Genomic DNA, 25139 nt, shown 5'->3' with positions numbered 1-25139 from the left:
ATTATTTTACCTCCTCTTCCGTAATCTTCATGCCTTTTGCTCTCTGAAGATCGCGGATGATCTCATAGCAGTTTGCTTTGACGCTGATGAAATCGTCAATACCGGCATCGCGGTAGGTCTGTTCCAGATCCTTGGGAGCTGCTCCGGCCAGGAACAGTTTTCCTTTGCCAAGAACTTCCTTCAGCCGGGGTGCCAGAGCCGGTACATCTTCCGGATACGTGTCATCCTTGGAGCAGATAACAGCGCAGTCATAAGGAGTTCCCTTGTCATCACAGCCCGCTTTCAATGCTTCCACGCATTTATCCCAGCGGGAGCCCGGTTTTCCTTCATCATCCTGGAAGCCGTTGTTCAAATGAACATTGAATTCGCCTACCTGCAGGAAGGAAGTGGAGAAATCAGCTCTTGCCTTATGCTGAGGAATACGTCCCATATTGGCCAGGAAGACTTCCACATTCTTTCCGGTTTCCTTCTTATAGTTTTCCGTATCAAAGCGGAGACGTTCAAACCGTTCTGTCCAGCGATGCTCTGTAATAATCCGTACCTTTTCCGATTCTCCGTCCGGAGTAATGGCTTTGTATACTTCATTCTGGGTAGCACCGGCAGAGAATGCAGCAATGGCTTTATCGATCTTTTCATCAGCAGGTGCTGCTTCCAGTTCTTCCAGTGTTTTGCCCAGATATTCTTTATCTATATCCTTCCTGTAATCTTCCATGGATTTAACAAGCTGCTTCTTTAAGGTTTCCGTATCCTCCGGTCTCGGTTCGATCAGCTCTTCTGCCATGTTCGGATACATGTTATTGCCTACCGCTCTGTCCTTACGGAAATCCAGTGCCTTAAAGCGCTGTTTCAGGATGGCAAGAATCTGTTCCTGCGGATATTCCGCTTCAAGTGCCTTGGTGAAGCCGCCCATGGATTCAATCTTCTGGAATTCTGCCCAGATTTTTTCTGCCATTTCTTTGGTCAGATGTTCCAATGCCCAGGAGCCGCCGGATGGATCAATGGGGCGGAGCATGCCGAATTCTTCCTGCAGAATGATATGCGCATTTCTGGCGATACGGCGGGAGAATTCATCCCCTTTTCTCACTGTTTCATCATAGGGTTCGTTTTCATAGGTATCAACACCGCCTACCACGGCAGAGAACATGGCAGTCGTGTTGCGGAGCATGTTAACGCCTGCATCAAAAATGGTGCGGTAGAAAAAGGCCGGGCGGGAATGGATGCGGCAGCTTCTGTCCGCTTCATCAGCGCCGAAGGCTTTCATAATGTTGGCCCATACTTCACGGGCAGCACGGAGTTTGGCAATTTCAATGAAGAAAATAGTACCTACGTTAAAGCCGAAATTGATGGACTTTGCAATATCATGAATGGAAATTCCTCGTTTTTCCATTTCACGGATATATTCCACTGCCATGGCAAAGGTGTAGGCTACTTCCTGCACCGCATTGGCACCGCCTCTGGAGAATACTTCACTTCTCGGCATAATAGTACGGAGTTCCGGTGCATTCTTTCTTGTCCAGCGGATGGTTTCTGCCATATCGTCATAGCAGGCGGAAAGAGGTTTCGGAAGGCTTCCGTTCTTAACCAGCTGAGCTAACGGATTGGCTCCGATAACGCCGTGAAGTTTGCTGGTATCTTTTCCCTTGGCTTTCAATGCAGCAGCTACCAGCGCAATCATACGGACGGAAGACGGACCGCAGTACATCATAAACGGATATTTTTCCAGATCCAGACCGTCAAGAAGCTGGGCCATATCCTCCAGAGTCGTTATCGATACCCCTGTGTCACCGGGCTTTTTGGCATCCTTCACATCGATTCCGTCAGTGGACGCGCTGTCAAGCCTAACATTGTACACAGTAGAACCTTTATCAATTTCATGTTTGAGAAGCTCATTATTCTCTTTCGGCAGAGTCTCATCACAGGCCTGAGCAATTCCCCAGGGAGCTTCCTTGTACCCATTCACCGTAGCACCGCGGAGATAGTCACCCATGCCCGGATAATCATCAGTGGGCAGATCTTTATCCATGGCTACGGGGCCTGTACGCAGGGTGTAAATCGGATCAAAAGTAATGCCTTCATAGGTTTTGGTATACATGAGTTTATCGAAAGGCTTGCCTTTCAGAAGAACGTTGCATGCTTCAACCCATTCGTCCCATGTGGGTGGTGTAAATTCATCAAATTTGACTGCCGGGAAATCAGTTTTTCCTTCAGATTTTTTAAGGATTGCTTCCAGCTCTTTATCAGTCAGCTGTTTTACTGGTTCCTGGGATTTCTGTTCATCCATGAAAATATCCTCCTTTGATAACTTTAGACAATTCCACGATTCGCAGGGGTTCACCTCCTTCAAAGGTCTGTTATGCATTAAAAAAGCCGGCACCTATTGATGGCAGCCGGTAAATGGGATCCAATGCCCCAAATCCCCTCCCCATCGCTCGCAGGTTTAACGGTGATTCATTGACAGATAGTTCTCCTGGCTTGGAATCCTCATTTCCGCTCGCCTTCCCAGGTTTCCCCAGTGACATTATGAGCAGAAACTCTTCCCTACAGTGGCGGGACCGCTCCGGCTTATACCGGATTCTCTTTTATGCTTACGCATCTGTCAGAAATATGAAATTGTCTAAAAGACTACATTCACAGTATAATTCATTATTTTCTAAGTGTCAATTATTCTTTTACTATTTTATATTAATTTATTTCATGTATTTTTGAATTTAAAATAAATACTTATTGGATAAAAAAGAATAAAAGAAGTATAATGAGTTAAGCATAAATAATTCATTGGATAAAAATAATATCTTTTCCTAAGGAGGAAACCCATGAATCGAAAACAGGAAGAGGAAAGACAGAAGTCCGTAGAAATGAGCCGTCAATTTGCTGAAAAAGAAGGCCGCCGTCCAAGAATGTACATAGCAGAAATGGAAGAAGACGGTTCCCAGGAAGAGCGAAAACTGGCGGCCACCACCTTTGCCGATGCAGGCTGGGATGTGGATGTGGGCTCTTTAGAATCGCCGGAAGATACAGCCCAGAGTGCCTCCGATAATGACGTACACTTTATTTTTTATACCTCGGACAGTCCGCAGAAAACGAAGCTTGTCATTGAATTGGAAAGAGCACTCACCCTGCTGGGACGGGATGACATCCTCATTGCCGTCCACCAGGGAGAAGAAAAAGAAAAAGAGCCTTTATTCCGTTATGGTGTAGCAGCCGTATTTCCCAGGGACTATCCACTGGATCAGGCCAGCCTTACCATGCTCGGTCTTCTCAATGCGGAAGAACAGAGTGAAGAAGAACAGTAAAATACGGATTCAGGTTTAAAATACTACCTCTGCCACTGAAGCTGCTGTTCTGATAAAGTGGAACCACTGAAAAATGAAGTTTACATAAATCCTTTCAGAATCCTCTTACAGACTGCAATGAATAGAAGAAAACACGTGAGATACATGACTTCTATTTTCATCGCTGATGGAATGAGACAGCATTGCAAATGAAACATAAAAAAAGACAGTGCCGAAGCACTGCCTTTTTTATGCGTAATTCAGGCTGGAATTAACCAACGGTGAACAGCGGATCGCCGCCCTGTACGCTCTGGCCTTCAGAAACCTGCATAGAGGTAACTTTGCCATCGCATGGAGCCATGATCGGGTTGCCCATCTTCATAGCTTCGAGAACCAGAACTTCATCGCCTGCTGCTACAGCATCGCCAACATGTTTTTCAATGCGGAGAACTTTACCAGGCATCGGAGCTTCTACGGATTCACCTGCACCTGCAGGAGCTGCTGCGGGAGCCGGAGCCGGAGCCGGTGCCGGAGCCGGTGCCGGAGCTGCTGCCGGAGCCGGAGCTGCTGCCGGAGCTGGAGCTGCTTTCGGAGCTGCTGCCGGAGCCGGAGCTGCTGCTGCAGCGCCGCCATCTTTAACTACTACATCGTAATCCTGGCCGTTAACTGTTACAGTAAATTTTCTCATTGTCTTTCCTCCTAAATGATTGTACTTTCAACTTTCAATTAGAACTGCTGGTTGCCGGAAACGCCTGCAATGCGGGCTGCGGTGGTCCAGCCAGGTCTAGCTGCCGGACGGATGGAGACGATTTCGCCGCCACCCATAGCAACGATAGCAGCAGCAATAGCTGCTACGACTGCACCATTGTCAGCGGCCTTAGGAGCTGCTGCTGGAGCTGCAGCTGCTCTCTTGGGAGCTGCGGCCGGTGCCGGTGCTGCGGACTGATTGAGAGATGAACGTACCTGCCAGATCATGATCAGGGCAATTACTGCAACAACAGCAGCAAATACCGCGATATACATAACTGTACTGTTATCCATCTGTACCCATCCTTTCAATTAGAGTATTTAAGCGGCAAATATTAGAGCGGAATGTTTCCGTGTTTCTTTGCCGGGTGTACTTCGTGCTTGGAAGCAAGCATCTTCAGAGCATTAATAATTGTTGGACGAGTATTATGCGGATCAATAACTGCATCTACATAGCCGCGTTCTGCAGCTTTGTAAGGAGTAGCGAATTCTTCCACATATTCCTTTGTACGCTGTTCTTTGTTCGGGTCTTTCTTGAAGATGATGTTAGCTGCGCCTGCAGGTCCCATAACAGCGATTTCAGCGGTCGGCCAAGCAAATACCTGGTCAGCGCCCTGTTCACGGGAGCACATAGCGATGTAGGAGCCGCCGTATGCTTTACGGAGAATCATGGTGATCTTCGGAACGGTAGCTTCGCAGTAAGCGAACAGCATCTTAGCACCGTGACGAATTACGCCGGCATATTCCTGCTGTTTGCCGGGCAGGAAGCCTGGTACGTCGACGATGTTAAGAACCGGAATGTTGAAGCAGTCGCAGAAACGAATGAAACGAGCTGCTTTATCAGATGCGTTGTAGTCAAGGCAGCCTGCCATGAATGCCGGCTGGTTAGCAATGATACCAACAGTCTGTCCGTCCATACGAGCGAAGCAGGTGATGATGTTCTTTGCAAATTCCTTAGCTACATCGTAGTATTCGCCGTTATCTACAATGGATTTAATAACATCGTACATGTTATATGGAGCATTGGAGCTTTCAGGCATAATGGTGTCGAGTGCCGGATCGGTTCTGGTGGGATCATCACCGGTTTCAACGATAGGAGCATCTTCCATGTTGTTGGACGGCAGGAAGGAAAGCAGGTAACGAATCTGTTTAATGCAGTCTTCGTCGTTTTCAGCTGCGAACTGAGCAACACCGGAAGTACGGTTATGGGTCATTGCGCCGCCGAGAGCTTCTGCTGTAATTTCTTCGCCGGTTACAGATTTAACTACAGCCGGGCCGGTCAGGAACATCTGGGATGTCTTCTTAACCATGTAAATGAAGTCGGTCAGAGCCGGGGAGTATACAGCGCCGCCTGCAGATGGTCCCATGATTGCGGAAATCTGAGGAATAACGCCGGATGCAATGGTGTTGCACCAGAAAATCTTGCCATAGCCGGAGAGGGCATCGACAGCTTCCTGAATACGAGCTCCGCCAGAATCGTTCAGGCCTACGCAAGGTGCACCGACTTTGAGAGCCAGTTCATTTACGTGAACGATTTTAGCTGCATGCATTTCACCAAGGGAGCCGCCTTCTACGGTGAAGTCCTGAGCGAATGCAAATACAAGTCTTCCATCAACAGTGCCGTAACCTGTTACTACACCTTCACCAGGGAGATCTTTCTTTTCCTGGCCGAAGTTGTGGCAGCGGGATTTTACAAGAGCATTGACTTCTACGAAAGTGCCTTCATCAAACAGAAGAGCAAGTCTTTCACGAGCAGTCAGTTTGCCTTTTGCATGCTGTTTTTCAACACGTTTTTCGCCACCCATAGCCTCTACATGAGCGAGGTTTTTATGGAGAAGTTCAATTCTTTCTTCAACAGTTGCCATTCTTACACCTCCAAAAATTTTAGGGTCCCCCACAGGGGGGATGACTTGCCCATCAGGGCAAGTCATATGCCATCGTTCAAATTATTTCTTGAAGGATGGGCCGCCGGGGCGTTCTGTCAGTTCAAGCAGAAGGCCAGTTGCCTTTGGATGCAAGAATGCAATATGACAGCCACCTGCACCAACACGGAACTTCTTGTCGATGAGCGGAACTTCTTTAGCCTGCAGATCAGCCAGAGCTGCTTCAATGTCATCAACACGGAGAGCAACATGCTGGAAGCCGTTCTTGCCGCCATTAGCTTTTTCAATGAAACGAGCAATCGGGCCGTCCGGAGTTGTGGAACCCAGGAATTCGAGTTCGCAAGCTTCGGTCTGAGCGGACGGTTTGAAGAAGCTTGTTGTTACATGCTGTTCTTCAACAGTTTCATCCGGCAGAGATGGTTCAAGTCCGAAAATGTCTTTCATCTGCTGTTTAATCTTTGCAAGATCTTTAACAGCTACGCCAACATGATCGACAGTTAAAACTTTGAATGCCATAATAACTCCTCCTTTAAAATTATTTGAATATTTTGCCCACAATGGAATCAACGACTGTAAACGGATCAGTTTTCCGTTCAAAGACCTGTTCCACGTAGTCACTAAATTCACCCGTCTTGGAGATATTTTCTTCAATATGACGGGAAATGCGGTCGTGAATCATCTCAAGCATTTCAGAACGAGCCCGGTCGCGTCTTCTTTCTTCAAGAACGCCGGATTCTTCCAAGTACTTGCGGTGATCGCCCAGAGCTGCTACTACATCATCTACACCCTGGTCCTTGTTCGCAATCGTCCGTTCAATCGGTGGACGCCAGTTCTGAGCTTCACCCAGATCAAGCATCATTTCGATTTCTACGTTCAGACGATCAGCGCCATCACGGTCACATTTGTTGATGACGAATACATCACCAATTTCAAGGATACCTGCTTTTATAGCCTGAATATCGTCACCAAGTCCAGGTACGAGCACAACAAGTGTTGTATCCGCATTTTTGACGATATCGACTTCTGACTGTCCTACGCCTACTGTTTCGATAAAAATCACATCGAGACCGAAAGCATCCATCAGTTTTACCGCATCAGCAGTTTTGCGGGAAAGTCCGCCAAGGCTGCCGCGCGTGCCCATACTACGGATATAAACACCCTTATCCAAGGTCAGATCATTCATTCTGATACGATCGCCAAGAATGGCGCCGCCGGAGAACGGACTGGTAGGATCGACTGCTACGATACCTACTGTTTTACCCTGTTCGCGATACTTCTTGATCAGGGCGTCTGACAGTGTGCTCTTACCCGCACCAGGTGCACCAGTGATACCGATGACCTGTGCACGACCGGTATGATGATAGATATCTTTCATGATATCTTCAAAGCCATCCCGTTCGTCTTCAACGATGGTAATTGCTCTCGCTAAGGCACGTCTGTTTCCATTCCAAAAATCTTTCATTGAGAATTCCATGGATAAACCGCCTTTTCGAAGAGTAAATAGAATAATATAGTTGCCGGGGCTGGGAATCCTCCCAGTCCCGTGCAGCTAAATTACACTAATGAACGTCAATAGTAATAGTCAGAGACCGATTATTTCTTAACGTTTTCTTTGATGTAGTCAATAACTTTCTTTGTTGGGGTGCCAGGTGTGAAGATAGCTTTTACGCCAGCTTTTTCGAGGCCAGGGATATCGTCTTCGGGGATTACGCCGCCGCCGATAACCAGAACATCGCCCATTCCTTTAGCTTTCAGTGCTTCTACAACTTCCGGGAAAAGGGTGTTGTGAGCGCCGGAGAGCAGGGACAGAGCTACTACATCAACGTCTTCTGCGTCTGCTGCTTCAACAATCTGTTCAACAGTCTGACGAAGACCGGTGTAAATAACTTCCATGCCTGCGTCGCGAAGTGCACGGGCAATAACTTTTGCACCACGATCGTGTCCATCAAGACCCGGTTTAGCTACGAGTACTCTGATACGTTTGTCTGCCATTGTAAATTACCTCCAGAAATATGTTGAGTAATGTAATATTCTCTTGCTTCAGGCTGCCCTAAAATTAAAGGGTGTTGTGCGGTTTGTATTCGCCGAATACTTTGCGGAGAACGCCGCAGATTTCGCCTTCGGTGCAGTAAGCACGTACGCAGTCGAGGATGACTGGCATAAGGTTAACATGGTCTGGGCCTTCAGCCGGAGTCTGAGCTGCTTTTTCAAGTTTAGCCAGTTCTTCAGCAACTTTAGCCTGGTCACGGTTTTCCTTATCTTTAGCGAGCTGAGCTTTCTTTCTTTCGCCAACGGAAGCATCAATCTTCAGCAGGCCGGTAACCGGCGGTTCTTCCATGGTGAACTTGTTGACGCCGACAATTGTCTTTTCGCCGGATTCAACAGCCATCTGCCAAGCATAAGCGGAATCCTGAATTTCTTTCTGGATATAGCCTTTATCAATAGCTTCTACAGCGCCGCCCATTTCATCAATCTTCTTGATGTACTGCATAACTTCTTCTTCGATAGCGTTGGTCAGAGCTTCAACATAGTAGGAGCCGCCGAGCGGGTCAACTACATCAGCCAGGCCGGATTCGTATGCAACGATCTGCTGGGTACGAAGAGCGATGGTTACGGATTCAGTGGTCGGAAGAGCCAGAGCTTCATCGCGGGAGTTGGTGTGCAGGGACTGGGTGCCGCCCATAACAGCTGCTGCGGTCTGCAGAGCAACACGAACGATGTTGTTGTTCGGCTGCTGAGCTGTCAGCATGGAGCCTGCGGTCTGGGTGTGGAAACGGAGTTTCATGGACTTCGGGTTTTCAGCATGGAATCTTTCTTTCAGGATTCTAGCCCAGATACGACGGGAAGCACGGAATTTAGCAACTTCTTCGAGTACGTTGTTGTGAGCGTTCCAGAAGAAGGACAGACGTGGAGCGAATTCATCAATCTTCATGCCTGCTTTCAGAGCTGCTTCGATGTAAGCAATACCATCAGCAATGGTGAATGCAACTTCCTGAGCAGCGGTGGAACCAGCTTCACGGATATGGTAGCCGGAAATGGAAATGGTGTTCCACTTCGGTACGTTTGCAGAGCAGTATTCGAAGATATCGGTAATCAGACGCATGGACGGTTTAACCGGGAAAATGTAGGTGCCGCGTGCTGCGTATTCCTTGAGGATATCGTTCTGAATGGTGCCGCGGAGAGCAGCTGCCGGAACGCCCTGTTTTTCAGCTACAGCGATGTACATAGCCAGCAGGATGGAAGCTGGTGCGTTGATGGTCATGGAAGTGGAAACCTTGCCAAGATCAATGCCATCGAACAGTCTTTCCATATCATAGAGGGAGTCAATAGCTACGCCTACTTTACCAACTTCGCCAGCGGACATTTTATCATCGGAGTCATAGCCGATCTGGGTCGGAAGGTCGAATGCAACGGACAGGCCGGTGCCGCCGTTAGCAATCAGGTATTTATAACGTTTGTTGGATTCTTCAGCGGTGGAGAAGCCAGCGTACATACGCATGGTCCAGAGACGGCCACGATACATGGTGGGCTGTACGCCACGGGTATATGGATATTCGCCCGGGAAACCGAGGTCTCTTTCATAATCGAAACCTTCAAGATCGAGTGGTGTGTACAGATTCTTGTGTTTCAGACCAACTCTTTCCGGATGTTTTGCAACCTGTTTTGCATATTCTGCATTGTAGGCATCAAGTTTAGCTTTCAGGGATTCGTTAGACATGAGTTCATCTTCCTCCTAAAAAAGTAAGTATGTAACTATCTGGAAGTTTGTCCTTTTTTCATGGGAACCGCGGCTTTGTGCTCTTCTTGTTCCATTACCAGGGAAAACTTCCGTCAGGGTTCCGCAAAGCCTTTCGCTGCTGCAGCGTTCTTTGAATCTTCTTGCAGCAGCTTTCGGACTCTTGCGAGACCCATGTATATGACACTGTCATTGACAGCTATCACCATAGGTAATTATACAATATTCAGATTATTTGTAAAGTATTAAAACACTTCTTGAAAAGTTAAATTATTTCTTGAAATGCATATCTCCGGTTTCAGCCAGGCTTTCATGGAACTTGAAAGCTTCTTTGAGGAGATGCGGGGTCTGGCTGTTGCCGCAGGCAGCGCATGCTCTTTCATAGTAATCCATGAGCTGATCTCTGTAGGACGGATGAGCAACGTTGTTGATAATAACCTTTGCTCTTTCCTTCGGGGTCAGGCCGCGGACATCTGCAACACCCTGTTCGGAAATGAATACATGGGTATCATGTTCGGTGTGGTCAACATGGGAGCACATTGGAACAACAGCAGAAATCTTGCCGCCCTTTGTGGTGCTGTGGCAGAAGAAGCAGGACAGGAATGCGTTGCGGGCGAAGTCGCCGGAACCGCCGATACCGTTCATCAGCTTGGTGCCTGTAATATGGGTGGAGTTTACATGGCCGTAAATATCCATTTCCAGAGCGGTGTTCATGCCGATAACGCCGATACGGCGAACAACTTCACCGTTGTTGGAAATTTCCTGCGGACGAAGAACGATCTTCTTGTTGTATTTCTGAATGTTAGCATAGAAGCGTTTCAGTCCATCCGGGGATGGGGACAGGGAAGTACCGGAAATCATGTCGATCTTGTCTTTATCAATCAGGTCGAACATGCCATCCTGAATAACTTCGGTGTATACGGAGAGGTTTCTGAAGTCGGATTCAACGAGGCCGTGAATAACAGCGTTTGCAACGTTGCCTACGCCGGACTGCAGAGGCAGCAGGTTTTCCGGAAGTCTGCCGTGTTTAACTTCGTTCTTCAGGAAGTCAACCAGGTTGTTGCCCATAGCTTCAGCATCATCATCCAGCGGAGCCAGTGTACGGGTTACATCAGGCATATCGCAGGGAACGATAGCAACGATCTTGGAGGGATCGCACGGAATGTACGGAGTACCTATGCGGTCGCCTGCGTGGAGAATCGGAATCGGTTCACAGAATGGCGGATTCTTACGCATGTAAATATCAGCCATGCCAACGAGATCCAGCGGCTGGGTGGTGTTGACTTCTACGATAACCTTCTTTGCGGTATCAACATATACCGGGGAGTTGCCGATGGCGGTTGTCGGATAAAGTTCGCCGTTAGGTCCGATCTTGCAGACTTCAACTACTGCAAAATCCGGGCCGGTTACGTGTTCACCCTTCACATTGGTGAAGAAGCCTGCACGTACCTGCTGAGCAACATGGGACAGGTGCAGATCGTAGTAGTTTACCTTGCCTGCATTGATAGCTTTTCTCAGGTTGGCATTGGTCTGGTAAGGCATACGGTTTCTAACGCCGTTGACTGCTACCAGTTCAGTATCGATCTGAGAGCCGGTGGATGCGCCGGTCCAGATATCAACCTGGAATGGAGTTTCTTTCATGCGTTCTGCGAGTTCATGCATTGTAATTTTCGGATAGCCGCAGGGCGTAAATCCGGAAATACCGATGATATCGCCAGGATTGAACATTTTAGCTGCAGTCTTGGCATCGCATACCTTGGAGAGAAGACCTTTGTCTTCAATTCTGCTAAGGAATTCACTATCATTGGTGTCGATCATTACTATCATCCTCCCAAAAATAAAAATAAATTATATAAAAGTCCGCAGCCGCAAAACCTGATTTCTCACTTCAGCATTGCCGCAGAACTTTTTACCCTCAAAAAAAACAGCCGCCTAATCTATGATGGTATGAGTTTATCTTTAGATTATGTATGTCCAGAAAGTGTAATACTATAATCACAAGACCAAACCCTCCAATCGTAAGATTTTGCTGACTGCATTTTGGCTCATTCAATCACCAGTATTATTATAACACACTTTCTCCTGTGAAAACCCCCTAAATAGGCTGATAGCCTTTCAAAATCCTTTTTACCTGTTATAGATAATTCCTATTAGACAAATTATGAATTACGTGACCCATAACCCTTTATTTACAAATGCCTTTATTAATTGACTGAAATTTTATTTCCTAAGGTCAGTTTATAGCCTTTCATAACCTGTATATAGAAATTTATGAATTCTGCTAAAATTCAGTCTGGTATATGAAAAGATTCTGCCGATTCATTTTTTTCCGCAGGACACACAGAGCGCTGCAAGGCTCCAGAAGCAGAAGGACACGGATCGGCTGAAAAGTACATGATCCCCCATGCTGATGACTGCCAGGGCCATCACCATGAGGACACCGCCCAGGCCCATGGACTGAGCAAAGCTGTCTTTCCCGCCGCGGTAAATTCTCCAGGACAGAACTCCCTGGGCAAAAAAAGCGCCCAGGAAAGCCAGGCCTCCGGGAATCCCCACTTCCGCCGGCATATTCAGGTACATGTTATGAGCATGGAAAATCAGCACACCCTCTTCCTGGATAAAGAAATTATAGTCAGGATATGCCAGGAAATAGGAACCCCAGCCCACTCCCAGAAGAGGATGCTCCTCAATCATGGCCAGGGTGCTTTCCCACAGGGCAAAGCGAAGGTCCACCGATGTATCCTCTCCGGAGAAAAGAGATAGAAATCTTTCCACAATCTGGCCGTGGTGCAGTGCCAGTATGACCGGTACCAGAAGAAATAAAAGGCCGAAACGTTTATCGTAAAACAGCGTGAGCCCCAGCACGATAGCTGCCAGGCTCACCCAGGCGCCGCGGGAGTAGGTAAGAGCCAGGCAGAGCAGAAGAGCCAGCAGAATAAAGGCAAAGGCAGTCTTCCGTTTCACCGCTTTTTCCCGCAGGAAGAAGGATGTCAGTATACTGATGATCATAAGAAGATAGGCGCCGAAAAGGTTCGGATTTTCCAGAGTGGAATACATTCTCCGCCGAAGCAGAGGAAAGCGCTCCGGATCCACCCAGCTCTGGGCTTCCATATCAGCGGCCATACCTGCTGCATTGGCATACTGAAAAAAGCCATAAGCTGCTGTCACCACAGCACCTGCCAGAAAGGCATACAAGGCCGTTTCCTTCTCTTTTTCAGAAGAAACGGTGGTATATATCAGAAGATATATCAAGGCATACATGCAGGGCTGCATAACCCAGTTCATGAGGGAAAATCCCGTTTTCGGTGATACGAAGGCCGATAGAAAAGAGCAGAAAAGAAAAACGGCTCCCAACTGCCACCAGGGCGGAAGCACAAAGGAAATTTCCTTTTTCCACCGGCAGTTGACTGCCCATGCAGCCACGGCAGGCGTCAAAGTCACATAAAAGAAAAAGGGATTTAAGGGCAGCAGAAAAAGAGTAAGATAAAGCAGATAGAGAATATGCTTTCTCGAACAGATACCATCTGTGGAACCGGACCCCATTTTATCCTCCCTGTGAAACTGCACAATGATAAAAACTTATTACATTTATTATATAGGAGCCGCTGTCCCGGGGCAATGGCAGCGGAAAGAAAGATTTTTATTCCCTTTCTATGATAAGATAAGGGAAGATAAGATTATTTACGGAATTTCCCCAAAGGAGGTTATTATGAACAGACGAATCCTTGTAGATGTGGGAATGCTTCTGTCCTTTCTGGTCCTTCTGGATTACCGCCTGGTGCGGAATACGGGACATGAAGCACTGGCGGTTGTTTTCTTTCTTCTTTTCCTTCTGCACACCTGGTTTAACAGGCAGTGGTATGCTTCCCTGCCTCGGGGACGGTGGAATACGGACAGGAAGCTTACCTTTCTTTCTGACATCCTGCTTCTGGGATCCTTTGGTGCCGTCATGGGAAGCGGCCTGCTCATTTCCCATACTCTTCCCACCGGCATGGAGAAAGCGCCCCTTCTGGCCCATCAGATTCATCACGTGGCAGGGTATGTCATGGTCATTGCTCTGGGCTTTCATCTGGGGCTTCACTGGAATGCCATACTTCCCCGTCTGGAAAGGGGAATTGGACTTCGGAAGATTCCCCATCTTTCCCTGCTGTACAAAATCCTTCTCTGCCTCCTGGCCGCCGGCGGTATTTACTTTTCCTTCTATTACAGTATCGGAAGCCGGCTCCTGCTTCTCCGCATTCCCAGCGCCAGAAGCATGCCGGTAACGCTTTGGACATTCACTTTCGGCCATCTTCTCATTATCTCCCTGTATGCTGCCGGCGCTTACTATGTACAGAAATTATTGCGTCCTTCAAAAAGAAAATCTTCCCGCACATAAAATTTTCCCATTGAAAAACAGGAGCGGATGTATCCGTTCCTGTTTTTTGATGGGAAAATCATTATTATTATTTTTTGTCCCCGTTCCAGTAAGAAGTCCTGATTCCCAGAACCTTTTCCGAATCAAAGGGCGCACTGCTGTCCCGGGAATAATGGGCAGCCGCTTTGATGACATATTTGAGGCCCAGATAAAGCATGGGCACGTTGCAGTATACCATAATGATATTGCCCAGATCGGAGAAAGCCCAGAGGTTGGAAAGATCATACCCTGCAATGTTGCAGGCAATGCCGAAAGCTGCCACGAAAATGCAGAGCCCGCGGATAAAGTTGATAAAGCCTTTGGAGGAAGAAATACGATTGGCCGAAATTTCCGAAAAGGAAACAAAACCGATGACACAGGTATAGGCAAACAGGCAGAAGCACAGGGAAACCATGATCTGCACCAGGACCTGCAGCATCTCCGGTGCCAGTCCATTGACGGAAAAAAGGAATTTGCTGTAGGTGCCGGCTGCCTTCCATGCCTCCGGATCAAGCGCCCATTCATGGGCCATAACAATGATAAATCCGGTCATCGTGCAGATGACATGGGTATCCAGGAATACGCCCAGAGCGGAAATAATTCCCTGTTCGCAGGGATGATTGGCTTCAGCTGAAGCGGCAGCCATGGTAATCGTGCCCTGGCCTGCCTCATTGGACATCAGTCCTCTCTTCACGCCCTGGAGGAGAGCCGTGCCCAGAAAACCGCCAAAGATGGCTTCCGGCTTAAAGGCACCTGTGAAAACAGCTTTAAAGAAATAGGGAACGCTGTCCAGGTTGAAAAGAATGAGCAGAATGGCGGTAACCACATAAATAACCGCCATCACCGGTACCAGGATATCCGCCCAGTGGGAAACACGGCGGATGCCGCCGAAGGCCATGAATGCCACCAGAAAGATAACCAGTACGGAAACTACATAATAGAAAGTAGACTGTACCGGAATCTGAATATTTTCAATCAGTCCGGCAATAGCCCCTACGGAAGTAACAACATTGAACCCCTGGGCGGGAAGGCACATGAGGGCGTAAACGATATACACCAGAGACAGAATCGTCCCCACCCATACTTTATTTCCACAGAGAATTCTTGCATAAAAGGGAAGGCCGCCTACAAATGTATTCCCTCTCTTTTCTTTAAAGAGCTGGGCCAGTGTCCCTTCAGTGAATGCGGTAGCCATACCGAAGAAGGCGGAAACCCACATCCAGAACAGGGCGCCCGGACCGCCGGCGGCAATCGCTCCCGTAACGCCGATCATATTCCCCGGCCCGACACGCATGGCCGTACTCAGCAGAAAGGCTGCCAGCGGCGATATTCCTGTTTTAATGCTCCTTTTGGACGCCAGTGTATGGACACCGGTGGCAAACATTCTCACCTGGATGAATCCCAGCCGAATGGTAAAATAGATGCCTGAACCGACCAGCACAATAATGGCCAGCGAAAACGACCCCAATACAGGAATATTTTTCCAGAAACCGAACATTTTCGGAAAATCCCAGAAGAAGTCAGAAACCGGAGTGACAAAGCTCAGTACTGCATTCAGCGCAGCAAATAAGTTTTCCATATTCCTCTCTCCCTTCCTTGTATACAACGGCCGGTCATGATAGATAAGACCATGGCCGGCCGTTGATGCTTATAAAATTTTACCCTTCGGCAGGACAGATGTTTCCGATTACTGCTTTGCCCCTGCTGCCTGGATAGCCAGTGCCAGCTTATGAGCCAGACCTTTCATTTTGGTCTTGGATACAGAGCACACAGCCAGACGGATTCCTTTCTTCAGCGGTACCAGGAATACATTCTGTTTTTCCAGGTCATCGCATACAGCCTGGGAGTTGGTTACCGGAATGGTAATGAAGAACCCGGAAATGTAAGGTACAAACTTTACGCCTTCTTCTTTTGCTTCTTTCATGAAGATAGCAGCTCTTTCCTGAATCAGCTTGAAATAGCGCGCTCTTTCCTCATCCAGCTGCCTGATCTTCTCCGGATCCTCACAAATGTGGATCATCACATTCTGGGCTGCACTGTTGCAGTTGGACCAGGTTGCACGGCTGCTGTACTGGTTGATATCCACAAATTCCTTAATAACGTCCTTATCGGAGGAAATACCGATCATGGCGCCCATGCGCTGGCCATACATGGTAAATCCCTTGGAAAGAGTGTAAGCACAGATAACCAGAATATTTTTCGGAAGGCCGCCAAATACCTTGAAGAATTTCCTGCATTCCTGTTTTTCACCGCTGTAGTCAAGGTAAGCCACATCAGGAACCAGAATGGCGTTCTTTTCTCTGCCGGATACAGCTTCCTTCAGTACATCCACAGCCATCTGCCATTCTGCTGGCGACATGCAGTAGCCCGTCGGATTGTTGGCAATGCCGTTCAGGATAATGACAATATTATCCTGTTTTTTCAGAATATCCGTCACTGCTTCCTTAAAGGCAGGAGCATTGAAATGGCCGTCTTCTGTAAGGAACGAAAAGCTTCTCACCCTGCGGTTGTTATCATCAATCAGGCTGTCATAGGCGCCCCAGTGCCAGTCTGTAATCAGCACTTCATCTCCCGGTTCCGAATAATTGTGAACCACATGATGAAGCACGCCGGTTCCCCCAGGTGTAGAGCAGGCATCCACATACCCTTCAGGACGGGATTCGCCAAAGCACTGGTCAATGCAGTCATCCAGAAATTTACGATATCCCTGAATAGGTGCATAGGCACAGATTTCCTTCGGGCTCAGTCTGGAAAATGCATCCTTCACCACATCCAGAACCACCAGATTGCCGTCCTCATCAAGAATAGAACCTACTGTTCCGTTCACTACTTTGTCATTGCCGATTTTATCAGCCAATGCAATGGCTCTGTTATTCGCTGCAAAAATATTATCTTCTGCACTTTTCCCTTTCGCATGAGGTGCTGCAATACTGAACATAAAAAATCCTCCCTTGAAACCGGAACAGGAATCCTCCTATGCTGATCCCCTTCCCTACAACTGAAAAACAGGACCGGTTGCACAAAAAGCCCACAGCAAAACTATGCTGCAGGCTTCGTTGCCCATTTTTCTATAAAATTGACGATACTATTATAATGCATGACTGAGAAAAAATAAAGCATTCCTCCCTGCCCTGAAAAGGCAGGGAAATGTTTTTATCTGCAGCCTCATCTGATTTCCGCATCTCCTCCGGCTGTCACGTCTGTGGAATCGCCCAGATGCCAGGTGCCTCCTGTGCGGACTCTGCCATCTACCCTGCCGTCGCTGCTGTAACGGATTCTTCCGTCGCCGGACATTTCCAGAATCGGCTTGCCCTCAGGAATCTTCTTCTCTTCCTTGTACCCCAGCGCCTCCAGCTCCCGGGCATATTCCTTTTTCAGTTTCATCAGGGCCGCATGGTCTGCGTCCCCCGTCTGATGATGTTCCAGCATATCCTTGATCACACTGGCCAGCTCATAGCGTGTCACGCTGCCTCGGGAAAAGAAATCGTTCGTATAGGAGGGTGCCTTTCCTTCGCGGCAGAGAGACTGCACGGTCTGATAGTCCCAGGATTTGGGATTCACGGGATCAAAAGAATTGGGGGCATACACATTGTAGGCAAATCCCGTCAGTGTCAGCGATGCAAAGCAGACGGTTAAAAACAGGGCTTTCTTCATATCAGTCACAGATCTTTCTTTCTAATACCTGAAGCAGTTCTTCCCTGCCCTCTCCCGTAAGGGAGGAATAGGCAATGGGCGGATAGTCTGCCGGGAAAAATTTTTCCAGCAGCTTTTTATTTTTGACCAGTTCATTCCGCTTCAGTTTATCCCCTTTGGTGCCGATGATCTGGAGCGAAGGGGCGATTCGGCGGAGCCACTCGTAAGCCTTCATGTCTATGGGAAGTCCGGGATGGCGCAGATCGATGAGAAGCCCGATCATCTGAAGACTTGGGGAATTTTCCAGATAGTCTCCGATAAACTGGGACCAGCTGTCCTTATTCTGCTGGCTGGTTTTGGCAAAGCCATATCCCGGAAGGTCCACCAGATACCAGTCCTGCCGTTTTTCTTCCTCCCCCTCCATCCTCCTGGACTGGATGGCATAGTAGTTAATGGTCCTGGTCTTTCCAGGCTCTCTGCTGACAAAGGCCAGCTTCTTCCTGCCGCAGAGGGAGTTGATGAGAGACGACTTTCCTACATTGGACCGGCCGATAAAGGCAATTTCCTTTTTACCGTCCTTCACATACTGGCTTCGGTTTACGGCAGCACTGAAATAGGCCGAGGAAAAAATATGAAATTCATCCATTTTTTTTATTTCTGACAAGGGGATACCTCCTTACCGCCGGACGGTCTCTCCATACCAGGACAGGGAAAATGCCGGTTCAGGCAGTCTCCTGCAGCTGATGAACAGATCCTGCTATTTCACCAGGGCATGGTTCAGTACATCGTCCACATTTTTCACATATACGAAATGAAGCTTTTCCCGCACCGACGCAGGCAGTTCTTCCAGATCCCGCTTGTTCTTTTCAGGAAGAAGAATCTGTTTGATGCCGAACTGGTTGGCCGCAAGAACTTTTTCTTTCACTCCGCCGATAGGAAGCACTTCGCCGGTCAGGGTAATTTCACCGGTCATGGCGGTATCGCCCCTCACCTTTCTTCCTGTGTAGGCAGAAGCCATAGCTGTCGCCATGGTCACACCGGCAGAAGGACCGTCCTTGGGCACAGCCCCTTCCGGCAGATGGATATGGGTATCCAGCGATTCATAGAAATCGTCTTTCAGCCCCAGCTCCTTGGCCCGGCTCCGGATATAGGTGTAGGCCGTTTCGGCGGACTCCTTCATCACGTCCCCCAGCTGACCTGTAAGGATAAGATGTCCCTTGCCCTTAATGGTCACGGCTTCCGTATCCAGCACTTCTCCGCCGGCCATGGTCCAGGCCAGTCCATTCACTCTCCCCACGGCATCGGGATGCTCTTCCGCCATAGGCATGAATTTGACCGGTCCCAGATATTTTTCCAGGGTCTTGGCGGAAAGAGCAGGAAGGCTTTCATCCTCCAGCACCTTTTTCTTTCCTACCTTGCGGCAGAGAGCGCCAATGGTTCTTTCCAGTTCCCTGACTCCTGCTTCCCGCGTATATCCCTCAATAATGCGCCGGATAAGAAGATCCGTGAAATGGATATCCTTCGCCTTCAGCCCGTTTCGTTCGATCTGACGAGGAATCAGATACTGTCTGGCAATTTTTACCTTCTCTTCTTCCGTATAACCGGTCAGTTCAATCAGTTCCATACGGTCCAGAAGTGCCGGTGGAATGGTAGATACTGTATTGGCCGTAGCCAGGAAGAAGACCCGCGAAAGGTCAAAGGGAATATCGATATAATTATCATGAAATGCTTTATTCTGTTCCGGATCCAGTGCTTCCAGCAGGGCAGAAGCGGGGTCTCCCCGGAAATCTGCGCCCACCTTATCGATTTCATCCAAAAGAATCAGCGGATTTTTTGTCTTGGCCTGTCCGATGGCTTCAATAAAGCGTCCCGGCATGGCGCCGATATAAGTACGGCGGTGCCCGCGGATTTCTGCTTCATCATGAATGCCGCCCAGAGAAATTCTGGCAAATTTTCTTCCCATGGCATTGGCAATGGACTGCGCCAGCGAAGTCTTGCCCACTCCTGGCGGTCCCACAAAACAGATAATCGGCGCTTTGGCATCCGGCGCCAGTACACGGACTGCCAGATACTCCAGAATCCGTTCCTTAATTTTCTCCAGACCATAGTGGTCATGATCCAGTACCTTTTTGGCTGCTTTCAGGTCCAGCTTGTCCTGGCTCTCCGTTGTCCAGGGAAGGCTGAAAATCCAGTCCAGATAGTTCCGGGCTACTGCCGTTTCCGCCATCATAGGCGGCATGGCTGCCAGGTGGTCGATTTCCTTTTCCAGCTTGGCCTTATATTCTTCCGGAATTCCGGATTCCTTCAGCTTCTGACGGTATTCGTCCGCTTCCTTCTCCTGGCTGACTGTATCTCCCAGCCGGTCATGGATACTCTTGATCTTCTGGCGCAGATAATAGTCCTGCTGCTCTTTATCCATTTTGGTGCGGACATCCCCATTGATTTCCGCTTCCAGCTTTCCGATCTGGATTTCCTGATCCAGCAGGCGGTGCACCAGCCTGAGCCGGTCCATGATGTCTGTTTCCTCCAGAACATCCTGACGGCGGCGGGGCGGTATCAGCAGCTGGGATGCCAGAAAATCTGCTGTTTCTCCGGCATCGGTTATCAGCTTCAGCTGTTCCATCTGATCATCAGGCAATCCCTGCTTGGTATTCCGGAGCCATTCAAAGAATTCCTTCAGGATGATCCTGCGGTAGGCTTCTGCTTTCATTTCATTTTCCGGCACTGTTTCTGCCAGGTCATCCACTTCCGCCATCAGGCATCGGCTGCCTTTATAAACAGAAAGGATTTTCACGCGGGATACCCCTTCCGCCAGCACGCGGATCAGTCCGCCGGGCAGCTGAAGCATCTGGCTGATTCTGACCACCGTGCCTACCGTGTATACATCATCCATGCTATTGGCTTCTACATTTGCTTTTTTCTGCATAACCGTAACGATGTAGCGGTCATCTTTACTTGCCATCCGTACTGCATCGGCCGATTCTTTTCTTCCTATATCAAGATTTACCGTCATTTTGGGGTAAATCGCAATGTCTCTCAGTGGTACCAGGGGAAGGGTAAGTCCACCGGTTTCTGTTTTCTGTTCAGTCATATATGATTCCTCCATACTAAATATTGTAACACATGGAAGAGTATGAATTCCTTATTTTCTAAAAGGAAAATGAGTTTTTTATTTTGATTTATCGGTCACAAAAGCCGGAGCTCTCAGGCTCCGGCTTTTACAGCTGAAAATCAGTTGGATGCTCTTGTAAGAATCGGTTCGGAATGATTCTTGACCACATCTTCTGTAACCGTACATTTAATGACGTCTTTCATGCTGGGGATTTCGTACATGACGTGCTGCATGATTTTCTCAATAATGGCACGAAGTCCTCTGGCTCCGGTATTTCTTTCAATCGCCTGACGGGCAATGGCATGAATGGCGCCGTCATCAAATTCCAGGTCCACGTGATCCATGGCCAGAAGTTTCTGGTACTGTCTCACAAGGGCATTCTTCGGTTCCGTAAGAATCTTGACGAGGGCTTCCTCATTCAGCGGATGCAGAGGAACGATAACGGGAAGACGTCCGATAAATTCGGGAATCAGCCCGAATTTCAGGAGATCCTCCGGCTGTACCTTCTGCAGAAGCTCTGCCATGTCCTTCTCATCCTTCTTTTCGATATCGGCTCCAAAGCCCATGACGCTCTTGGTGAGTCTCCGGTCAATGACCTTATCAATGCCGGCAAAAGCACCTCCGCAGATAAAGAGAATATTACTGGTATCGATCTGGATCATTTCCTGGTTCGGATGCTTTCTGCCTCCCTGCGGCGGTACACTGGCCACCGTACCTTCAAGGATTTTGAGAAGTGCCTGCTGAACGCCTTCACCGGATACATCCCTCGTTATAGAAGGATTTTCCGACTTTCTGGCAATCTTATCGATTTCATCGATATAAACGATGCCCCGTTCCGCCTTGTCAATATCATAGTCTGCTGCCTGAATCAGACGGAGAAGAATATTTTCCACATCTTCCCCTACATAGCCTGCTTCCGTAAGCGTAGTCGCATCGGAAATGGCAAAGGGAACATCAAGAAAACGGGCCAGGGTCTGGGCCAGAAGCGTTTTACCGCTGCCTGTGGGTCCCAGCATGATGATATTCGACTTCTGCAGTTCTACACCATCATCTTCCCCTTCATGCTCAATCCTCTTGTAATGATTGTACACTGCCACAGCCAGGGCCACTTTGGCTTCATCCTGCTCTATGACATACTGGTCCATATACTTTTTAATTTCTTCCGGAGTTGGAAGTTTGAAGTGGGGAACTGCCTTTTTCTTATCGGCCTTCAGTTCCTCCCGCAGTATATTGGAGCATACTTCGATGCATTCATTGCAGATATACACGCCCGGGCCGGCAATCAGTTTCTCCACTTCGTCCCCGGACCGGCCGCAGAAGCTGCAGACCGGAGTTCCTTCATTTTTTCTGTTCAATGGAAACCTCCTTTATTCAGCAGTCATTTTCTGCAAATCATTGCGGGTCAGGATTTTGTCGATAAGTCCATAATTCTTAGCCATTTCAGCAGTCATGAAATTATCTCTTTCCGTATCCTTTGCAATTGTTTCCAGAGGCTGCCCGCTGTGTTTGGAAAGAATGCCGTTCAGTTCTTCTCTCAGACGCAGAATTTCACGGGCATGGATTTCAATTTCTGTAGCCTGTCCCTGCACACCGCCCAGCGGCTGGTGAATCATAATATTGGAATGGGGCAGGGCATATCTCTTTCCGGCTGCGCCGGCAGTGAGAAGCACTGCCGCCATGCTGGCGCAGGAACCGATGCAGATGGTAGATACATCAGGCCGGATATACTGCATGGTATCATAAATAGCCAAACCTGCAGTGACTACACCGCCGGGGCTGTTGATATAAAGATGAATGTCTTTGGACGGATCTTCTGCTTCCAGGAAGAGAAGCTGGGCAATGATGACATTAGCCATATGGTCTTCAATCTGGCCGTCCAGAAAAATAATGCGGTCTTTCAGAAGGCGGGAGTAAATATCATAGGATCGTTCTCCCTGTGCTGTCTGTTCCACTACGATCGGTACATATGCCATATTGGTAACACCCTTTCTCGGATACATTCCGATTTCCAACGAAATCGGAAAAATCATGCCATTTGCTAGATGGTCGAAAGAGACGCCGGTTACCCCCGCGTCTCTTTTCTGCAAACCATCAGTTTCCTGATATTGAATTCACAAGCTTTTTCTGCATCCTGCAGACAGATTATTTGGATTCTGCCTTACGGATGGTTTCAATGATTTCAGCTTTTTTAGCTTTGGATTCCAGAGCAATTCCCTTTTCAGCAGCATAGGCCTTCAGGTCCTTTACTGTCATGGATTCAAAGCCGTCATCCTTTTTAGCTTCAGCTTCTTCAGCTGCTTTCGGAGCTTCTTCTGCCTTTTCTTCAGCCGGAGCTTCTTTCTTGTCTTCTTCTGCTTTCTTTGCAGCGCCATAAATGAATGCAGCTGCCTTCTTGCGGAGTACGGAGTTCACCAGCATGCCTACGCGGTTTTCATCCCGGATGATCTTCATGACATCCTTCGGATCTGCATTGAACTGGTGAGCCATGCTGTATACTTCCATGGAAAGATCATTGTTGGTTACATTGAGTCCTTCCTTATCTGCAATGGTTTCAAGAACCAGTCCCTGACGAACCTGGTCAGCTGCCATCTTTTCATAGTTCTTGCGGAGCTGTTCCATGGTCTGTCCGATGTTCTTCAGGTAGTCATCCATGGTGGAGTTTCTGGATTCCATATTCAGTTTGATTTCGTCAACGATTTCATCAATGCGCTGTTCGATCATTTCCTGGGGGATATCTACTTTTGCATTGGCTACAGCCTGGTTGACAAGTGCTTCATGATAAGCTTCTTCTGCCTGCTGAATAGCCTGCAGCTGCATCTGCTGTTTTACAGCAGCTTTCAGTTCATCCATGGTTTCAAACTGGCTGATGGATTTAGCAAAATCATCATTCAGTTCAGGAAGCTGTTTGCGTTTTACGTCACTGATATGAACCTTAAATTCAGCTTCTTTGCCTTTCAGGGCATCGACGAAATAGTTGTCCGGGAAAGTTACCTTAACCGTTACATCGTCTCCTGCCTTATGACCTTCCAGCTGATCTTCAAAGCCGGGGATGAAGCTCTGGGAACCAATTTCCAGAGGATAGGTCTTTCCTTCGCCGCCTTCAAAGGGTTTGCCGTCAACGGTGCCTTTGAAATCAATGACTGCGAAGTCACCTTTCTTCAGTTCAGCGCCGTCTTCTGCTTTTTCCAGTCTTGCATTCTGTTCAGCAGCGCCTTTGAGCTGTGCCATGACCTGGTCATCGGAAATTTCCGGATTTTCCCTTTTGGCTTCCAGATTTTTATATTCGCCCAGTTCTACTTCCGGACGTTTTACAAAAGTAGCGGTGAAAGCGGCACCTTCTGCTTCGGAGAATTTGTCTTCCTTGACATCAGGAGCAGTAACGGGAATCAGTTTTTCCTGGCTGAGAGCCTGTTCAACAGCTTCATTGATGACAATGTCCTTAGCTTCTGCTTCAATAGCTTCTTTGCCGAAATGCATTTCGAGGATCTTGCGGTTTGCCTTGCCTTTACGGAATCCAGGGATTCTTACCTGATTGGCAATCCGTGCTACCGCTCTTTTAAATCCTTTCTGTACAACTTCAGCCGGCAGTTCAATGCCCACAGAAACCTTGTGCTGATCCAGTGCCTCTACTTTTACGTTCATAAAAAATATTCCTCCTTAAGTCGGCTTACCGACAAATGATACCTGTTTTGGTTCTTTCAATGTACGATAAATCGCAAGTTATATTTTAGCATAAAAGGTCTAAAAAAACAAATTTCTCGATAAAGATTCTAAAAATAAAAGGCATAGTCTCCAAGACATAGGCTGTTTCTTTTTCCTCCTGTCCCTTTCTCAGTCCGGAGAAGCAGGATTTCCTGCAGGATGAAAGGGTACAGGCATGCTGCGTTTCGGATTTCCCTCAATTCCTTCTTGCATGAAAATGCAGAGATAAAAATCTGAAGAAGGGTGAGTCAGTACTTTTCCAGAGACTGCGCCAGCCGGAGAAAGAGGACTGCGCTCTGCGCCCTGCCTTCTCCTTTGCGGCAAGCCAGGTAAAGAGAAGATTTCAGTGCCTCTTCCTTCAATCTCCCCAGAGAAAGCTCTCTGCTCTTTGTCAGGACGGTCAGCGGCGCCAGCGCCGCTCCCAGACCGGCCTCCGCCAATTCCCTGCAGGTTCTGGCATCATCGGCCACACAGTAAATATCCGGACGGAATTTTTCCTTCTCACATTCGGCCAGTATGATTTTTTCCCATCTCCGATACAAAATTACTGGCACATGCATAAGATCTTTCAGACAAATATCCTTTACCCCGCACTGCGGAAATTCCTCTGCCAGGAATCCTGCTCCCATACATGTTTCCCCCAGGGAAACCAGGTCCA

Annotated in this window: 21 protein-coding genes and 1 riboswitch; of the genes, 2 read left to right on the top strand and 19 right to left on the bottom strand. The window is 48.2% G+C overall.

Annotated features, from left to right (window positions below):
• Position 1 precedes the first annotated feature (1 nt).
• Positions 2–2281: a methylmalonyl-CoA mutase family protein gene (locus ACI4N7_RS02840; protein WP_439731860.1), complete on the bottom strand. Its 2280-nt coding sequence runs from the start codon at positions 2279–2281 to the stop codon at positions 2–4.
• Positions 2282–2440: 159 nt separating this feature from the next.
• Positions 2441–2612, bottom strand: a riboswitch (cobalamin riboswitch).
• A 201-nt stretch (positions 2613–2813) separates the two neighbouring features.
• Here ACI4N7_RS02840 and ACI4N7_RS02835 point away from each other — a divergent pair.
• Complete coding sequence (locus ACI4N7_RS02835; RefSeq protein WP_439731859.1) at positions 2814–3293, top strand: hypothetical protein; 480 nt, start codon at positions 2814–2816, stop codon at positions 3291–3293.
• A 250-nt stretch (positions 3294–3543) separates the two neighbouring features.
• Here the strand turns inward: ACI4N7_RS02835 and ACI4N7_RS02830 are convergent, their stop codons facing one another.
• The 9 genes from ACI4N7_RS02830 to ACI4N7_RS02790 form a co-directional block, all read right to left on the bottom strand.
• A complete protein-coding gene (locus tag ACI4N7_RS02830) occupies positions 3544–3960 on the bottom strand; it encodes a biotin/lipoyl-containing protein (protein WP_439731858.1) in 417 nt (138 codons plus the stop codon).
• Positions 3961–3998: 38 nt separating this feature from the next.
• Positions 3999–4313: a hypothetical protein gene (locus ACI4N7_RS02825; RefSeq protein WP_439731857.1), complete on the bottom strand. Its 315-nt coding sequence runs from the start codon at positions 4311–4313 to the stop codon at positions 3999–4001.
• Positions 4314–4354: 41 nt separating this feature from the next.
• Complete coding sequence (gene mmdA, locus ACI4N7_RS02820) at positions 4355–5884, bottom strand: methylmalonyl-CoA decarboxylase subunit alpha (protein WP_439731856.1); 1530 nt, start codon at positions 5882–5884, stop codon at positions 4355–4357.
• 81 nt (positions 5885–5965) lie between these two features.
• Positions 5966–6418, bottom strand: a complete 453-nt coding sequence (locus ACI4N7_RS02815; protein ID WP_296958275.1) for a VOC family protein — start codon at positions 6416–6418, stop codon at positions 5966–5968.
• 19 nt (positions 6419–6437) lie between these two features.
• Positions 6438–7376 (bottom strand): methylmalonyl Co-A mutase-associated GTPase MeaB, encoded by a 939-nt coding sequence (gene meaB, locus ACI4N7_RS02810; protein WP_439731855.1) that lies wholly within the window; start codon positions 7374–7376, stop codon positions 6438–6440.
• Between the two features lie 119 nt (positions 7377–7495).
• Positions 7496–7894, bottom strand: coding sequence for a cobalamin B12-binding domain-containing protein (locus ACI4N7_RS02805; RefSeq protein ID WP_439731854.1), 399 nt, complete (start codon positions 7892–7894; stop codon positions 7496–7498).
• A gap of 64 nt (positions 7895–7958) precedes the next feature.
• Positions 7959–9620, bottom strand: a complete 1662-nt coding sequence (locus ACI4N7_RS02800; protein WP_439731853.1) for an acyl-CoA mutase large subunit family protein — start codon at positions 9618–9620, stop codon at positions 7959–7961.
• Positions 9621–9908: 288 nt separating this feature from the next.
• Complete coding sequence (locus ACI4N7_RS02795; protein WP_439731852.1) at positions 9909–11456, bottom strand: succinate CoA transferase; 1548 nt, start codon at positions 11454–11456, stop codon at positions 9909–9911.
• A 501-nt stretch (positions 11457–11957) separates the two neighbouring features.
• Positions 11958–13181, bottom strand: coding sequence for an O-antigen ligase family protein (locus ACI4N7_RS02790; RefSeq protein ID WP_439731851.1), 1224 nt, complete (start codon positions 13179–13181; stop codon positions 11958–11960).
• 166 nt (positions 13182–13347) lie between these two features.
• Here ACI4N7_RS02790 and ACI4N7_RS02785 point away from each other — a divergent pair, with 166 nt between their 5' ends.
• On the top strand, positions 13348–14016 hold the full coding sequence (locus ACI4N7_RS02785; RefSeq protein ID WP_439731850.1) for a DUF4405 domain-containing protein: 669 nt from the start codon (positions 13348–13350) through the stop codon (positions 14014–14016).
• Between the two features lie 67 nt (positions 14017–14083).
• Here the strand turns inward: ACI4N7_RS02785 and ACI4N7_RS02780 are convergent, their stop codons facing one another.
• From ACI4N7_RS02780 to ACI4N7_RS02740, 9 genes are all read right to left on the bottom strand, one after another.
• The gene (locus ACI4N7_RS02780; protein ID WP_439731849.1) at positions 14084–15613 is read right to left on the bottom strand and encodes an alanine/glycine:cation symporter family protein; all 1530 of its coding nucleotides are present in this window, start codon (positions 15611–15613) and stop codon (positions 14084–14086) included.
• Positions 15614–15721: 108 nt separating this feature from the next.
• Positions 15722–16972 carry a pyridoxal phosphate-dependent aminotransferase gene (locus ACI4N7_RS02775; protein ID WP_439731848.1) on the bottom strand — a complete coding sequence of 417 codons (1251 nt, stop codon included), beginning with the start codon at positions 16970–16972 and terminating at the stop codon, positions 15722–15724.
• A gap of 227 nt (positions 16973–17199) precedes the next feature.
• Positions 17200–17697: a hypothetical protein gene (locus ACI4N7_RS02770; protein ID WP_439731847.1), complete on the bottom strand. Its 498-nt coding sequence runs from the start codon at positions 17695–17697 to the stop codon at positions 17200–17202.
• Positions 17690–18331, bottom strand: a complete 642-nt coding sequence (yihA, locus tag ACI4N7_RS02765) for a ribosome biogenesis GTP-binding protein YihA/YsxC (RefSeq protein WP_439731846.1) — start codon at positions 18329–18331, stop codon at positions 17690–17692. Before yihA ends, ACI4N7_RS02770 begins: the two co-directional genes overlap by 8 nt.
• A 93-nt stretch (positions 18332–18424) precedes the next feature.
• Positions 18425–20758, bottom strand: coding sequence for an endopeptidase La (lon, locus tag ACI4N7_RS02760; protein WP_439731845.1), 2334 nt, complete (start codon positions 20756–20758; stop codon positions 18425–18427).
• A gap of 140 nt (positions 20759–20898) precedes the next feature.
• Positions 20899–22134: an ATP-dependent Clp protease ATP-binding subunit ClpX gene (gene clpX / locus ACI4N7_RS02755; protein ID WP_439731844.1), complete on the bottom strand. Its 1236-nt coding sequence runs from the start codon at positions 22132–22134 to the stop codon at positions 20899–20901.
• 12 nt (positions 22135–22146) lie between these two features.
• Positions 22147–22752 carry an ATP-dependent Clp endopeptidase proteolytic subunit ClpP gene (gene clpP / locus ACI4N7_RS02750; protein ID WP_439731843.1) on the bottom strand — a complete coding sequence of 202 codons (606 nt, stop codon included), beginning with the start codon at positions 22750–22752 and terminating at the stop codon, positions 22147–22149.
• 169 nt (positions 22753–22921) lie between these two features.
• A complete protein-coding gene (gene tig, locus ACI4N7_RS02745) occupies positions 22922–24421 on the bottom strand; it encodes a trigger factor (protein WP_439731842.1) in 1500 nt (499 codons plus the stop codon).
• A gap of 308 nt (positions 24422–24729) precedes the next feature.
• A partial coding sequence (locus ACI4N7_RS02740) for a LysR substrate-binding domain-containing protein (RefSeq protein ID WP_439731841.1) occupies positions 24730–25139 on the bottom strand: 410 nt, incomplete at its 5' end.

This window comes from Dialister sp. (assembly GCF_051885895.1).
Lineage (GTDB): Bacteria > Bacillota > Negativicutes > Veillonellales > Dialisteraceae > Dialister.
Note: the sequence above shows the minus strand (reverse complement) of the source record. Positions and strands in the feature narration are given on the sequence as shown.

Excerpts from the sequence above, each read along its gene's own strand:
- ACI4N7_RS02840 (WP_439731860.1), bottom strand. The coding sequence starts at position 2,281 with ATGGATGAACAGAAATCCCAGGAACCAGTAAAACAGCTGACTGATAAA.
- ACI4N7_RS02835 (WP_439731859.1), top strand. The coding sequence starts at position 2,814 with ATGAATCGAAAACAGGAAGAGGAAAGACAGAAGTCCGTAGAAATGAGC.
- ACI4N7_RS02830 (WP_439731858.1), bottom strand. The coding sequence starts at position 3,960 with ATGAGAAAATTTACTGTAACAGTTAACGGCCAGGATTACGATGTAGTA.
- ACI4N7_RS02825 (WP_439731857.1), bottom strand. The coding sequence starts at position 4,313 with ATGGATAACAGTACAGTTATGTATATCGCGGTATTTGCTGCTGTTGTT.
- mmdA (WP_439731856.1), bottom strand. The coding sequence starts at position 5,884 with ATGGCAACTGTTGAAGAAAGAATTGAACTTCTCCATAAAAACCTCGCT.
- ACI4N7_RS02815 (WP_296958275.1), bottom strand. The coding sequence starts at position 6,418 with ATGGCATTCAAAGTTTTAACTGTCGATCATGTTGGCGTAGCTGTTAAA.
- meaB (WP_439731855.1), bottom strand. The coding sequence starts at position 7,376 with ATGGAATTCTCAATGAAAGATTTTTGGAATGGAAACAGACGTGCCTTA.
- ACI4N7_RS02805 (WP_439731854.1), bottom strand. The coding sequence starts at position 7,894 with ATGGCAGACAAACGTATCAGAGTACTCGTAGCTAAACCGGGTCTTGAT.
- ACI4N7_RS02800 (WP_439731853.1), bottom strand. The coding sequence starts at position 9,620 with ATGTCTAACGAATCCCTGAAAGCTAAACTTGATGCCTACAATGCAGAA.
- ACI4N7_RS02795 (WP_439731852.1), bottom strand. The coding sequence starts at position 11,456 with ATGATCGACACCAATGATAGTGAATTCCTTAGCAGAATTGAAGACAAA.
- ACI4N7_RS02790 (WP_439731851.1), bottom strand. The coding sequence starts at position 13,181 with ATGGGGTCCGGTTCCACAGATGGTATCTGTTCGAGAAAGCATATTCTC.
- ACI4N7_RS02785 (WP_439731850.1), top strand. The coding sequence starts at position 13,348 with ATGAACAGACGAATCCTTGTAGATGTGGGAATGCTTCTGTCCTTTCTG.
- ACI4N7_RS02780 (WP_439731849.1), bottom strand. The coding sequence starts at position 15,613 with ATGGAAAACTTATTTGCTGCGCTGAATGCAGTACTGAGCTTTGTCACT.
- ACI4N7_RS02775 (WP_439731848.1), bottom strand. The coding sequence starts at position 16,972 with ATGTTCAGTATTGCAGCACCTCATGCGAAAGGGAAAAGTGCAGAAGAT.
- lon (WP_439731845.1), bottom strand. The coding sequence starts at position 20,758 with ATGACTGAACAGAAAACAGAAACCGGTGGACTTACCCTTCCCCTGGTA.
- clpP (WP_439731843.1), bottom strand. The coding sequence starts at position 22,752 with ATGGCATATGTACCGATCGTAGTGGAACAGACAGCACAGGGAGAACGA.
- tig (WP_439731842.1), bottom strand. The coding sequence starts at position 24,421 with ATGAACGTAAAAGTAGAGGCACTGGATCAGCACAAGGTTTCTGTGGGC.